Raw genomic sequence first — 15,251 nt, forward strand, 5'->3', positions numbered from 1 at the left:
GATACATTGAAACACAAATCGTTGCTTATCAAAAAAAACGCCTAAACTAGTGGGATTTTTATGGTGTCTTCATCTCTCATTTCTATGATTTCCTTGATACTGGCCATTTGGTCCAGTAGGTTTGGGGTGGCCTTACAATGGTTTTTATTTTAAAATATGCTATTGCCAAACGGGTTGCTGGACAAAAGCTTTACTCTCGGTTAGTCTGGGTTAAGTTTACTATGTCATTTGGATATATATCGAACGTTAAGAATGCATTGGAGACATCCAGTTTATATTCATCATTGGCCAATCCGTCCATGCTCCAGCTATTATCACCTCCTACACCTGTCTGACCATAATCGATATGAAGATACACAGCTTTTTTGGGTTGAATGTCCGTAGTGTGCCGTTGTGCTTTTTTGTTGGATCCCGAATCAAAATCCGACATAGGGTTGTGGTGTGCCGAAAAGGAGAAGGGTGTGTTTTCCGAAACAAAATTTAGGCCACTGCCCAATTCGTTGGTGAACAACGCAAAGCGCACATCTGTTCTATTGCCATTTTCCTGGGGCCTGATGTAGGGTACATAAAAATCAGCTACTTTGGATTTGTACAAACCTATAAAGGATGCTGTTTTTCGGTCTATATAGTTTTCATGCGGGCCTCTACCGTAGTATTCTGCATTTTGGTATTGATTATCCAACACGAAAACCATTCCATAACGTGGCATGTATTTCAACTTCTCGGGGTGTTCGGGCAAGAACTTGCAAGATACATTCAATCCTCCATTTTTGTCCACTGTGTAGGTGATGGTATTCGTTGCCTGTAAATCTTTGTAATCGAATTTATAATGGAACGAGTGGGTTCCATCCTTATTCTTTTTATGGTCGAAATCAATCAATACTTTTTTGTCCGCAGCATTTCTATAGCCAAAGTAATCCACATCTTTTGGAGCGTTCCAAGAATTCCATGCACCAAAATCATTATCAATGGGCGCTCTCCAAAATGTCAGTTTCACTGGTTCAAGTAACAGATTTTTATCGCCTTTTTTTATGGCATTCAATCCAAAACCGTCCTTGCCGAACACATAGGTGTATTCACCCACCGATACGGTGTAAGATTGTTCGTCCTTAGACGTTTTGGTTTTGATTTTATTTGGCTCGTTTAAGATATTTAGGGATATGTTGCCATCCTGTAACTTAAATTGTTCCGAAACCAAAACCTCGCCTTTGGGCAATAAGGGAGTATCCTTTTTTAAGGTGCCAAACACATTGATATAATATTCTTTGGATGCATCCAGGTCATAATTAAAATTGATGGTGATCTTGTGCTTTTGTTGTGGTTCAATAGCTGGAATAGTAAGGGGCTGTGATGCTACTTCAATGCCATTTTCCAATAAAATGGCCTTAAATGCGTACTGCTCGGTTGTGGTGAAGAAATTCTCGTTGAAAATCTCGTATGTGGTATTGTCCAATTTGGAGAACAGCACATTTTGATAGACTTTTTTCACTTCGAAGAGACCGGGATGCGGCCTTAGATCCGATCCCATCAGTCCATTGGCACAAAAGTTTTCATCGGAATGCACGCCTTCCGGTTCAAAATCCCCTCCATAGGCAAAGTATTTTTCCCCCGTGGAAGTGGTTTGCTCCAGACCTTGGTCCATCCAGTCCCAAATAAATCCTCCTTGGGCTCTGGGGTGACTTCTTACCCAATCCCAATAATCTTTAAAGTTTCCACTGCTGTTTCCCATGGCGTGACTGTACTCGCACCAGATAAATGGACGTTGTTCACTTAGGGGCTTTTTGCTATCTGCCTCAAAATACTGCTTGTCCACATCGTTTTGTCCATGGTACATCCAACTTATAATATCGGTAATCCTTCCTTTATAGTGTATACTGTCATTTGCCCTTCCTGCCCGTTCATAGTGTACCGGACGATCGGGATCATATTCGTGGATCCAGTTGTAAGGGATTACAAAATTGTTGCCGCTACCCGCTTCGTTGCCCATGGACCAAATAATAACCGAGGGGTGGTTAATATCTCTTTTCACCATTCTTTGAATACGGTTTAGGTGCATTTCTTGGAATTGTGGATCCTGTGCCAAAGTTTCTCCTTTGTTGTAACCATAACCGTGGGACTCTATGTTAGCCTCATCGATTACATAAATGCCGTACTGGTCACAAAGTTGATACCATAGGGGGTCATTGGGGTAATGCGAGGTTCGAACGGCATTGATGTTATATTTTTTGAAGTTTTTGATATCTGCTAGCATTGACTCCTTGCTCACGACATGTCCATTGACGGGATCATGCTCGTGCCTGTTTACGCCTTTAAGAAGAATGGGCTGTCCGTTGACCCACAACTGACCATTTTTTATTTCACTGGTTCGGAAACCGATCTTAAATGTTGTCGCATCGAGTTGATTGCCATTGGAATCCGTTAGTACGATTTGAAGATCGTACAATTTTGGATTTTCAGCCGACCAAGGGGAAATGGTCAGTCCGCTCTTTTCCAAGGTCAATTTACCTGTACCATCTTCTCCGGTGCCAAGGGAACCATTTAAGGATGCAATTTCCTTTGCTCCGTCAAGCACTTTGGCCTCTATTTGCAAGTTCGTTGCCTTTTGTTCTGCATTTACCCATACTTCAAGTTCAAGTTGACCATTTTTGTAATGTTCCCTATCTAGGGATGCCCTTGAGATAATGTTTTGAAATCTGATGGGATTGGTGGCGTACAGAATTACATCTCGTTCAATTCCGCTTAAACGCCAGAAATCCTGGTCCTCCAAATAGGAACCATCACACCAACGGTATACCTCCACGGCAATGTCGTTTTCTCCTTGTTTGATGTATGGGGTGATATTGAACTCGGCCGGAGTTTTGGAACCTTCGCTGTAACCAACTTTTTGTCCGTTTACCCATAGATAAAATGCTGAATTGACTCCACCAAAATGGATGTATACCTGCTTGGAGGCCCAATCTTTGTCCAGATTGAATTTTCGTTTATAGCTGCCCACCGGATTATTGTCATGTGGAATAAGAGGAGCATTTTTGGGGAAAGGATATTCGATATTGGTGTAAATGGGGTAACCATATCCCCTCATTTGCCAGTCGGAAGGCACATCGATATTGTTCCAATGGGATACATCGTAATTTTCGGTATAAAAATCTTCTGGTCTATCGGCAGGTTTGGGTGACCAGTGAAACTTCCAGGTCCCATTTAGGGATAGGTAATTGGAAAGCGTTTCCTGCGGTGTATCCAAAGCATGGCCATTATAATGATAAAAGGAGGCATGTGGCTCCTCTGTATTGATCGTAATAATTTTTGGATTTTCCCAATCGGGCAAGCTATCTTGTGCGTTTATGATCAAATTGGGAAGCAAAACCAGCAGTATTGTAAATTGCCATTTGTTTGTCATTTTAGTATTGAGATTAGAGGTTGTTGATTTTTATCTTTAAAGTGAACTACGGCTAATAAGGTTTGTAGGGATAATGGTCCTTATTTCGTTTCCATCCATAACATATCTTGCTGCTATTTTGGCCATTTCCTTAAAATTTGTGGATATAGTGGTTATGCCTCCCATAACAATTTCTTTGAGCACATTATCATCATAGGAAAGGATGCCCAGATCTTTACCAAGCACATAATGTTCTTGGTTGCAATCCTTAAGGAAAGTCCATAGAATGGAATCATTTTTTATAAAATACAGTGTATCCTTTTTAATAGTTCCCGAGATATAATTCTCTTCGATGGTACCTTTAATATCATGGTCTTTTAAAAACCTTTCATAAGCACTTCGGATTCCTGCTGGTGAATAATCTGTTTTGGAATTGAAGAACAGTACCATGCTCTTGTATTTCTTTATATCGGGCAGTAATTTTACCAAGGTGCCGTATGTAGCGTTTTCAAACTCTTGGGCTATAAATGAATATTCCGGGCCTAGGTCCAAATATCTATCTACCAATATCAATTTGTTCGGAGCTATGGTCTGCAGCATGGGTTTTACCGCATCGTCTTGTATGGGAGCGATTACATACATGCCATATTTCCCTTTTATATTCGTAATCATTGTTTCAAATATGGAGATGTTGTTATGGTGAAAAAACACATCTACTTGAAATTTTTTTCCAAGCTCCTCTCTTAGGGTGTTGTAAAAATCTTCTTGAAAACTCTGGAAGGCAAATAGTAATAACGCCACCCTAAGTACAACTCCTGTTTCTTGACTGATGACAAAATAACCTTGCTTGTTTTTTGATTCCACAAGTCCTCTGTCCTTTAACTCCTCGTATGCCTTTACAATGGTTTTTCTGGCATATCCTACATCGCGAACCATAATATTTATTGAGGGTAGTTTGTCACCAACCTGGAATTCATTGTCTCCTATGGCATCCACCATACTTTGAACCAGTATTTCATGCTTTGATAATAAATGGCTGTTTTGTAAGTCCAATATTCTATCTAGTAATGGCATGTTTCAACATTATTCGGTTAATCTGTTCAATCTCAAAAGTACTTTCAAATTGCGAGGATGTACATCCATGTTGCTGTTTTGTGAATTACCTCTTCTAACTATGGTGCTGAATAGTCAATATTATTAAGGCTAAATTGGTTATTTGTCAAAAAAACACTTCTAAAGTTTTGATATTACAAATTTAACACTAATTTAGCAACAGTAGCACAGAGTATCATAGATTTTTTAAATTTTCGCGATTTATGATTAGATGTTGCTGCTCACACGAACACATAACTAATTAACTAACACTCATTTTATGAACAACCATTTGTCATTAAAAGAAGGATACATAGGTAAGACCAGTATCCTCTTGGCCTTTGTCCTGTTTTTGGGAGGTGTATTGTTTTCCACCGCGCAGGCACAAGGTACCACTGTTACAGGAACGGTAACGGCCTCCTCAGATGGGCAACCTTTACCAGGTGTCACTATTATTGACATAAACGATTCCTCAAAGGGGACCATTACAGATTTTGACGGAAACTATTCCATTTCTGGAATTCAAGGCACAACAACCTTGCGGTTTAGCTCCATAGGATTCAAGACCGTAGAGGTTCCTGTTAATAGTCAAACAACTGTAAATCTAGCAATGGACGAAGACCTTTCCTCCCTGGATGAAGTAGTTGTGGTTGGGTATGGTACCCAGAAAAAGGCAACGGTCACAGGTGCAGTGGCGGCCGTTAAGGGAGATATATTGGAAACTTCACCAACAATTAGCGTATCCAATTCATTATCGGGTCGTTTGCCCGGTTTGGTGGTGATTCAGACCAGCGGCGAACCTGGGAGCGATGCCGCCAGTATTAGCATACGTGGTACCAATACTTTGGGAAACAGTAGCCCTTTGATAGTTATCGATGGTATTCCCGATCGTGATGGAGGTATAGGAAGACTAAACGGAAGTGACATTGAAAACATTTCTGTGTTAAAAGATGCCTCGGCCGCCATTTATGGTGCCAGGGCAGCCAATGGAGCTATTATTGTAACCACAAAACAGGGTAGGGTCGGCAAGCCCGAGGTGACCTATACTGCCGATTTTGGCCTGGCCCAGCCTACCAAGGTGCCAGATATGGCCAATGCCGTGGAATATGCCAACATAATGAACGAGATAGGTATTTTTAACAGCAATGTTCCCGTTGGGGAATGGGGCGCGGCCTGGTCTGCATTCAACAACTCGGGAAGTTATACCGTTCCTTCAACAAGTGAGACGGTTAATGCAGCTTTTTCGCCTACGGCCCTACAAGGTTATGCACAGGGCTCAGACCCATGGCTCTATCCAAATACAGATTGGTTTGACTCTACTTTTAAAGAGTTGTCACCACAAAGCAGACATAACCTTTCTATAAGAGGGGGGAGTGAAAATGTAAAATACTACTCCTCAATAGGATACTTTGATCAAGATGCGTATTACAAAAACTCATCTACCCGTTACCAACAGTATAATTTTAGAATCAACACGGACATCAAGGTAAATGATTATATCCAAACAAAACTTGGTTTCGCCTACCGTAAGGAAGACAGGCGCTACCCAACCGAAGGTTCCGGTGCCATTTTCCGTATGCTGATGCGTGGACGACCTACCGATCCGGCCATTTGGCCTACCGGTGAACCCGGCCCGGATATTGAAAACGGACAACAGCCAGTAGTTATTACGACCAATGCAACAGGATACGACAGCCAACCTACGGACTACCTTCAATTTACGGGTTCGGTGGATATTACCCAGCCTTGGGTCGAAGGGTTGAAATTGACCTTGTTGGCCGGAATAGACCAAAGCCAGATTAGAAGGAAACTGTGGCAGGTTCCATGGGAATTGTATTCTTTGGACAGAGAAACATACATAAATACAGGAGAACCTGTTCTTATATCCAATATACGTTCCAGTTTTACAGACCCAAGATTGACCCAGTCCGCTGCGAACAACCTTAACACCAATCTTACGGCAATGCTCAATTACGACCGCACTTTTGCCGATGATCATACTGTGGGCATTATGGCGGGAGTAACACGTGAGCGATTCCAAAATGAGTTCTTTTCCGCCTACAGTAGAAACTTTATTTCTTCTTCAATTGATCAGCTGTTCTTTGGAGGTGCCGATGGGCAGGAAGTGGACGGCCGGGCATTTGATAGGGCCCGTTTAGGGTACTATGGTCGTGTTCAGTATGATTACAAACAAAAATATTTGGCAGAATTTATCTGGAGATATGATGGTTCCTATATTTTTCCTGCAGATGATAGATTTGGTTTTTTCCCCGGTTTTTTGGTGGGTTGGAACGTTTCCAATGAAGACTGGTTCAATGTAGAGGCAATCAACCATCTTAAGCTGAGGGGCTCTTATGGACAAATGGGCAATGACCAAGTGTTTTTTGATGGCTCCTTGCAAGAATATGCCTATTTATCTACATACTCTCCAAACCAATTTCCAATAAACGGTGCGGTGGTGAACACTTTGGAAGAGGCCCTTTTGGCCAATCCAAACTTTACCTGGGAGCGAGCAAATAACTTCAATGCCGGTTTGGATGCCTATCTTTTTGATAATGCCGTAGGTTTGAGCTTGGAATATTTCTATAACAAAAGAGATCAAATTTTGATTCGTGAAACGGGGTCAACCCCCGGTTCTTCAGGTATTTCGGACAAACTCCCTCCGGTAAATGCAGGCGAAGTTGCCAACAAAGGTTTTGAGTTTGCCGTAAATTATTATGGAGGCAACCAGGATGGCATTAAGTGGGACGTTGGAATCAATGGAGGTTATGCCAAGAACGAGGTGGTTTTTATGGATGAAATTCCGGGAGCTCCCGAATACCAACGTCAAGAAGGAAAACCTATTGGAGCCTATTTTGTTTATCAATACGATGGAGTATTCAGGGATGAGGCAGATATAGCATCCAATACCTTGGACTATAGTGAAGTGACACCTAATCTTAGACCTGGTGACATGAAGTTCAAGGATGTGGATGGAAATGGTGTTATCAATGGAGATGACCAAGTTAGGCTGGAGGAAAGTATTGTCCCTAAATTTAATTTTGGCGCAACCTTTAATGCTGAGTACAGAAATTTTAAACTGGCCGTACTCTTTCAAGGAGCTACAGGTGCTTCTCTACCCATCCAAACGGAATCCGGGGATATCGGAAACTATTTAAAATATTCCTATGACAATCGTTGGAGTATAGACAACCCGAGCAGTGTGCACCCTAGATTGGCTACCAGGGGAGATACCTATTATACGGGCGGAAATTATGGTAACAACACTTACTATCTTTTTAGTAAGGATTATATCAGGCTCAAGAACATCCAATTGGCCTATAACTTTCCAGAAAAGCTTTTGGAGCCCTTTGGTCTATCCGGTTTTAGTTTGTACGTGAGTGCCAACAACTTGTTTACGTGGGCCAAAAATGACATATACGATCCGGAATCTACAGTGAACAGCGGACAGTTTTATCCACAAGCTAGAGTTTTTAATACTGGATTTACAGTAAAATTTTAATTTGATTGTTATGAAAAATATAAAGTTCTATACGATATTGACATTGATTGCTGTGATGGGTGCCATACCAATATCCTGTTCGGAAGATTATTTGGAAACAGAACCCTTGGACAAGGTGTCCTCCGATGCAACATGGGGAGATGGGGCACTTTCAGAAGGCTTTGTGTTCGGTGTGTATTCACATTTAAATTATGGAGGCTTTGAAGAAGAAGGATTGGCTTCCCTAACCGATGAAGCCATGTTTACGCACTCAGGTAGGGGAATCAATGTGATTACAGAGGGTACGTTATCACCTTCGGGAACTGGAAACACAAATATAATTCCACAATGGGATGAGCTTTTTTCTGCTATTAGACAGGCCAATATAGCCATAGCAGAATTGCCAGAGGCCACATTTGACGATAATGAGCTACGAGATAGGTTGTTGGGGGAATCTTATTTTCTAAGGGCCTATTATTATCACCAATTGGTCAGATACTATGGAAGTGCACCGATAATTGACAAACCTTATGGATTGGACGATGATTATTCTGCTCCCCGAGGTACTTATGAAGAGTGCATCAATTTTATTGTAAGTGACCTGGAGCAAGCCACTACCTTGCTTAAGGATAAAGGACAAACCCCAGGAAGAGCATCCGATTTAAGTGCAATGGGGTTAAAATCAAGGGTGTTGTTATATGCAGCGAGTGATTTAAGGCATGGCCCAACAGTATCCTCCCAATCTTCTGCCCATGGTAGTTATTCCAATTTGGAATTGGTGGCCTACACTTCCGGCGATAGAGCAACAAGATGGAATGCGGCCAAGGCAGCGGCAAAAGCACTGTTGGATGCTACATCTGGTTACAAGTTGGACCTGTCGTCCCCAGTTAGCCCCGAAGAAGGAGAAGCAAATTATATTGCCCTGTCTATGGGCGGAGGCAGTGGAGCCGCCGACGCTGCTGCACACTCGGATATACTTTTTGAAAGGACCCACAGTGCATTATATACTGTAGAAGACGATTGGCCTCTTGGAGGAATACACTATGGAATCAACAATGGGCCCAATGGCTACCACAACTGGGCCGGTAATACACCGATCCAGCAGTTAGTGGACGATTATGAAATGATGGACGGTTCAAAGTTTGATTGGAACAATCCTGACCATGCTGCAGCACCTTACACAGACCGGGACCCAAGATTTTATGCTACCATACTTTATGATGGGGCTGATTGGAAACCCCGTCCAAGCGATGTAGCTTCTATCGACCCTTACGACCAGATACAGACCGGAACGTACGATGATGGATCTGGCGGAACAATTCCAGGTGTGGATACTAGAAATTCATCTATTGAAAACTGGAACGGTTCAAGAACAGGCTATTATGTCCGTAAATTTATTGATCCAGACCCCTCGGTTGAGGATAACATATCAAATGCACAGCTGGTTCCATGGCCATTTATACGATATACGGAAATCGCATTGAACTATGTAGAAGCCTGCTTGGAAACAGGAGACGAGGCCGAAGCTATTTTATGGCTCAATAGAATTAGGTATAGGGCAGGTATGCCGGCCATTTCAGCCACAGGAAATGAACTGGTGGAACTGTACCGTAACGAACGAAGAATAGAACTTGCTTATGAAGAGCAACGCTATTTCGATGCACGAAGATGGTTGATAGCTCCAGAAACTCTGGGTAGGGGTATAAAGGTTATAAGGGTAGAGGCAACTTTAAAAGCAGGGGCAACACCACATGTACCTTATAGATATGATCCGGACGTTTATGATTACACCTATACCGTGGTTGATAATACGGAAAATGAAACCCGGACCTGGGAAGATAAAATGTACTTTATGCCCATAAGCAGGGACGAGATGAACCGTAATGACTTATTGGTTCAAAACCCTGGTTATTAATCTATGAATTTTGATTTATTTCATTTAGTTTGAGTTTTTTAGTTTTAATACCTTTGAGTCCTACCCCTAACAGTCGGGGGTAGGGCTCTTTTTTTATTGCCTTTCACCAAAAACAGTATAATGAGGTACACGCTATGTTTACTATTGTTCTTCTTTTTTTTTAGTTGCGACAAAACAGATAAAAAAACAATTGATGCTGAAAAAACTAATAGTGAACCTGCTGTTTTTCAATCTATTTCCCCTGATTTTTCTGGAGTCCATTTTCAAAATACGTTACAGGAAGGGCCTAACCTGAATGTTTTGATGTACGAATACCTATACAATGGCGGGGGAGTGGCGACAGCTGATTTTAACGATGACGGCTTGATCGATCTGTATTTTACATCCAATACAGGTGAGAACAAATGCTACCTTAATATGGGAGGAATGAAATTCAAGGACATTACCGCCATCGCAAAGGTTGGGGGAAGAATTGGGCCATGGAAGACAGGAATCACCGCTGCCGATGTAAACGGAGATGGCCGTATGGACCTATACCTCTGTTATTCTGGGGCACTGCCTCCCGAAAAAAGAACCAATCAATTGTTTGTCAATATGGGGAACGACTCCAATGGAATACCCGTATTTGAGGAACAGGCAGAACAATATGGATTGGCTAGCAATGCATTCAGTAACCAAGGCTATTTTTTGGATTACGACCGTGATGGTGACCTTGATATGATCCTACTGAACCATAATCCAAAATCCCTTCCCATACTCAATGTGGCTAACACAAAACGATTTTTGGAAATGGACGACCCACTGCAAGGAATCAGGCTTTACCGGCAAGAGAACAATTATTTTAAGGATGTGACAGTTGAGGCCGGCATAAGTGGTTCGGCCCTTACTTATGGTTTGGGCATTGGTGTTGGGGATTTTAATAATGACGGTTGGTCCGATTTTTATGTCTCCAATGATTATGCCGTGCCAGACTACCTATATATTAACCAAAAAGACGGAACTTTTATTAATGAATTGGGACAACAACTAGGGCATACAAGCCATTTTTCCATGGGTAATGACGTAGCGGACATCAATAATGATGGCCTGCAGGATATATTCACCTTGGATATGTTGCCCGAAGATAACCGTAGACAAAAGTTATTGCTTTCCCCCGATAATTATGACAAATTTGATTTGAATGTACGCAGCGGTTTTCATTACCAATACATGCGTAATATGTTACAGATAAACAATGGTAATGGTAGTTTTAGTGAAATCGGACAATTGGCGGGAATATCCAATACCGATTGGAGTTGGGCCGCTCTTTGGGCCGACTATGATAATGATGGTTGGAAAGATCTTTTTGTGACCAATGGATATTTGAGGGATTACACCAATCTGGATTTTATCGATTACATGGACAACCAAATAAAATCCAAGGGGCGCTTTAAACGGAAGGATGTACTCGAACTTATCGAAAAAATGCCGTCTTCAAAGCTCAGTAATTATCTTTTTACGCACAGTGGTGCTAACAGTTATACCAATAGCACCAAAAAATTTGGATTGGACGAGCCTGCCAACAGTAATGGAGCGGCCTATGCCGATTTGGATAATGACGGTGACTTGGATTTGGTCATTAACAATATCAATAAGCCAGCTTCCATTTATCAAAACAATACTAATTCCGGTGATTCCCATTTTATTCAGTTAAAATTGGAAGGCGAAGGGGGCAATACACAGGGAATCGGAACCCAAGTAACGGTTTACCAAGATTCCTTAAAACAGACCCTGGTTCAAATGCCCACCAGAGGATATTTGTCCACGGTGTCCCCGATCCTGCACTTTGGATTGGGTCAAAACAGCACTATTGATTCCATAGTTGTACGATGGAACAGGGGAGGATCGGAAACGATTGCCCAAGTTCCAGTAGATGGATTAGTAGTGCTTAAGGAAACTGATGCCGATAAAGGGAAGAAAGAATTTTCAAGCACTTCTACCTTGTTCAGTGAAGTGGACTCTCCAGTGAAGTATACCGACAAACCATCAGAGGTCAATGATTTTAAACGCCAATCATTGCTTATATCCCAATATTCCCATAACACGCCAAGCATCGTCAAAGGGGATTATAACAACGATGGTCTTAATGACCTTTTTATAGGAGGTTCCAAAGGAAAACCTGCACATATATTCTTGCAGGAAAGAAATGGTGCATTTGCCGAACATAAAGTGGGTATTTTTTCCCAATATAAAGAATACCATGACAGTGACGCTGCCGTATTCGATGCCAATGGTGACGGATTTCTAGATATTTATGTGGCCAGTGGTGGATATCATGATTTTAATGCTAAAGATCCTTTGCTGCAGGATAGGTTATACCTAGGCAATGGAAAGGGAGAATTTACCAATGGCACAGACCGTCTTCCGGAAATGCCTACGAATAGCGAAACCGTAAGAGCTGCGGATATCGATGGAGATGGAGATCTGGATATTTTTGTGGGCGGTAGGGTAATACCTGGAAGATATCCAGAAAGTCCAAGAAGCTATATGTTGGAAAACAAGGGTAATGGCCGTTTTGTGGACGCTACACAAAGATTGGCTCCTGAATTGGAAGAAGCTGGTATGATAACCGATGCAGTTTGGTTAGATCTGGACGATGATGGCGGTAAGGATTTGGTGGTTGTCGGTGAATGGATGCCCATCACCTTTTTTATGAACAGATCAGGGGTGCTCAAAAACGAAACCAGTAACTTTTTGGACAAGGAATACCTTGGGCTTTGGAACTCCATTGACGTTGGCGACTTTAATGGGGATGGTCGCCCCGATTTTGTTATGGGCAACCTTGGGACAAATTCACAGTTCAAGGCATCCCAAGAAGAACCCGCAGCATTGTACTATACTGATTTTGATCAAAATGGTTCGGTAGATCCCATTCTCAATTTTTACATTCAGGGAAAAGCATATCCTTATGTAACCCGTAATGAACTTTTGGGGCAACTGGCCTATCTACGTTCAAAGTTTACAACTTACGAGAGTTTTGCCGATGCTACACTAGAAAATATCTTCACATCAAAGGAATTGGAAAAGGCAAAGAAATTAACTGCAGATCAGATGCAAACGTCCCTTTTGTTGAGTGGTCCAAATGGTAAGTACATATGGAATGAGCTGCCTAAACAATCACAATATTCGTGTGTTTATGGAACCGTGGTAGAAGACTTTGACCATGATGGTAATATGGATATATTACTTTTGGGCAACAATCAGTTTTTTAAACTCCGACTTGGAAAATTTGATGCCAACTATGGAACACTTCTCTTAGGGGATGGCAAAGGGTTTTTCAAATATATTCCACAAACAGAATCTGGATTGCAGATAATGGGCGATGTACGAAGTTCGGTGGTTATGGACGATAAATTATTACTAGGTATATCTGGAAAGGATATAAAAATGTATAAATTCAACAACTAAAATTGTTGCAATGGGCGAGCGGTATATTCCATAATTTATGGCCATATACTGTTAAAGTTATCAAGCGAAGTATTAATGCACATTCTCTCTTGAGATGGTGGTTCCTTGGCTTGGAACAGTTTGGAAAAAAGTCAATGTATTGGAAAAACGCTCGTGGTAAACTGAGCTCGCCTTTTTTATAAAATCATCGATAGCTTCTTTATGTATAATGTTAAGGGTGCAGCCCCCGAATCCGCCTCCCATCATTCGGGCGCCAAGTACATCGGTTTTGTCTTTTGCAAAATCGACAAGGAAATCCAGCTCAGGACAACTTACTTGGTATTTATGGCGCAATCCCTCATGGGTCTGGTACAATAATTGGCCAAATTTTGTAAGGTTCTTTTCTTTTAGGGCCTTAACGGCCTCAAAAACTCTTAAATTTTCTTCAATCACATAACTGCACCTATTAAAAATGGTTTCGCCCAGTTCCTCTTTGCATTGATCGAGCAATGTTGAGGTAATATGCCTATAGGTAATATCTTCACCAAAGTTTTTCCGAAGTATGGCCAAACCTTTTTCACATTGGCTTCTTCGAATATTATATGCGCTGGATGCTAAATTATGGGCAACATTGGTGTTCAACAATAGAATACGGTAAGGTTCTATATCCATGGGGATGTATTCAAAATCCAATGTCATGCAATCCAAAAACATTACATGGTCCTTTTTGCCCATCACTGAGGCAAACTGATCCATGATACCACATTTAGTGCCCACAAATTCGTGTTCCGCTGTTTGGGATAATGCTATAATTTCCCATTTTGTAAGACCAAGGTCAAAAAGAGCATTTAATCCAATGGCAAGACCACATTCCAGTGCGGCGGAGGAACTTACTCCCGAACCAACGGGTAGGTGGCTCTCAATGGTGCAGTCAAAACCTTTTAATTTATGGGTTCGTTGTAAAATTTCATGGAGTACCCCAAGCACATAATTTTCCCACCCTTTGGGTTTCTTGGTAATCGAATCCAAGTCAAATTCAAGTATATCGCCAAAACCCTTGCTATAGATTCTACAACATTTTTCAGTGTCGTTCTTCCCTAATTTAAAAGTTATGGTTTTATCAATTGCACCAGGCAATACATAACCGTCATTGTAATCTGTATGCTCACCAATTATATTGATTCTTCCTGGGGATATGACCGTCAAATCTGTTTTAAGACGACCCAATTTTTTTTGTTTTTTTATCAAAATGTATAAAAAAAATCATTTTTGCCCTCTTTTTACTTTCATATATTGATAAAAAGTATTCAGCTAAAGTGGCATTTAAAATCTTCCTGTGATAGGATTGAATCCAAATTTCCAGAGACGAACAAGATACGGGTTTTAACCAAAAAAAAGTAGAAATCTTATTTTATATCTTGAAGTTCCCACACATTCGAGATATGAATAAAAGTAGAAACTTTAGGGGACACCTCGATAATCAAACAAATTTTCAAGTGTGACCACCCGCGACCACGGCTTTTTAAAAGGAACTTGAACTGAAAAAGGTTCCTATGTGGAGTTCGACAAGGGGTATTTAGATTATAGGCAATGCCGAAAATGGACATGGAGTGGATTGACCCATTCGCTATTAGGATATTGAGCCATGGTACACCTATGTGGAAAAGTTTGCAGGGATTAGCGGGGAAGCATTGGGGCTTTCCCAATACAATATCCGGAAGCATCAATTTCTTTCCTTTTTTTACAAAATACGCAACTGCTTTGGATTTATCTATTTTAATAGGAGGGAAGGTATCATAATGACATCCGATGATTTGATTGCACTGGATAAAATCACTGGCATTGGCAGCATCTTCGTATCCCATGGTAAAATTGTCCCCAATAGGTAAAATTGCAATATCCAATTTTGGACAGGTTTTAGGAATCAGCTCCATATCCTTGGTCAAGGCAGTGTCCCCGGC

The 15,251-nt window shown here is 41.3% G+C and carries 6 protein-coding genes and 1 pseudogene; 3 read left to right on the forward strand and 4 right to left on the reverse strand.

The window, feature by feature from the left end; genetic code table 11:
* Positions 1–190 precede the first annotated feature (190 nt).
* Positions 191–3,397, reverse strand: a complete 3,207-nt coding sequence (locus tag GO009_RS15940; RefSeq protein ID WP_163627667.1) for a glycoside hydrolase family 2 TIM barrel-domain containing protein — start codon at positions 3,395–3,397, stop codon at positions 191–193.
* A 36-nt stretch (positions 3,398–3,433) separates the two neighbouring features.
* Positions 3,434–4,450, reverse strand: coding sequence for a GntR family transcriptional regulator (locus GO009_RS15945; protein WP_163627669.1), 1,017 nt, complete (start codon positions 4,448–4,450; stop codon positions 3,434–3,436).
* Positions 4,451–4,748: 298 nt separating this feature from the next.
* Between GO009_RS15945 and GO009_RS15950 the strand changes: the two genes are divergently transcribed.
* From GO009_RS15950 to GO009_RS15960, 3 genes are all read left to right on the forward strand, one after another.
* On the forward strand, positions 4,749–7,970 hold the full coding sequence (locus tag GO009_RS15950) for a TonB-dependent receptor (protein ID WP_163627671.1): 3,222 nt from the start codon (positions 4,749–4,751) through the stop codon (positions 7,968–7,970).
* A gap of 10 nt (positions 7,971–7,980) precedes the next feature.
* On the forward strand, positions 7,981–9,864 hold the full coding sequence (locus GO009_RS15955; RefSeq protein ID WP_163627674.1) for a RagB/SusD family nutrient uptake outer membrane protein: 1,884 nt from the start codon (positions 7,981–7,983) through the stop codon (positions 9,862–9,864).
* A gap of 120 nt (positions 9,865–9,984) precedes the next feature.
* Positions 9,985–13,311, forward strand: coding sequence for an FG-GAP-like repeat-containing protein (locus GO009_RS15960; RefSeq protein ID WP_163627676.1), 3,327 nt, complete (start codon positions 9,985–9,987; stop codon positions 13,309–13,311).
* 72 nt (positions 13,312–13,383) lie between these two features.
* Here the strand turns inward: GO009_RS15960 and galK are convergent, their stop codons facing one another.
* Complete coding sequence (gene galK, locus GO009_RS15965; RefSeq protein ID WP_239057496.1) at positions 13,384–14,517, reverse strand: galactokinase; 1,134 nt, start codon at positions 14,515–14,517, stop codon at positions 13,384–13,386.
* 482 nt (positions 14,518–14,999) lie between these two features.
* Positions 15,000–15,251 (reverse strand): annotated as a pseudogene (locus tag GO009_RS15970) (hydrolase); the annotation flags it as partial.

The organism is Allomuricauda sp. TY007, assembly GCF_010468565.1.
GTDB lineage: Bacteria > Bacteroidota > Bacteroidia > Flavobacteriales > Flavobacteriaceae > Flagellimonas.

Excerpts from the sequence above, each read along its gene's own strand:
- GO009_RS15950 (WP_163627671.1), top strand. The coding sequence starts at position 4,749 with ATGAACAACCATTTGTCATTAAAAGAAGGATACATAGGTAAGACCAGT.
- GO009_RS15945 (WP_163627669.1), bottom strand. The coding sequence starts at position 4,450 with ATGCCATTACTAGATAGAATATTGGACTTACAAAACAGCCATTTATTA.
- GO009_RS15940 (WP_163627667.1), bottom strand. The coding sequence starts at position 3,397 with ATGACAAACAAATGGCAATTTACAATACTGCTGGTTTTGCTTCCCAAT.
- GO009_RS15955 (WP_163627674.1), top strand. The coding sequence starts at position 7,981 with ATGAAAAATATAAAGTTCTATACGATATTGACATTGATTGCTGTGATG.
- GO009_RS15960 (WP_163627676.1), top strand. The coding sequence starts at position 9,985 with ATGAGGTACACGCTATGTTTACTATTGTTCTTCTTTTTTTTTAGTTGC.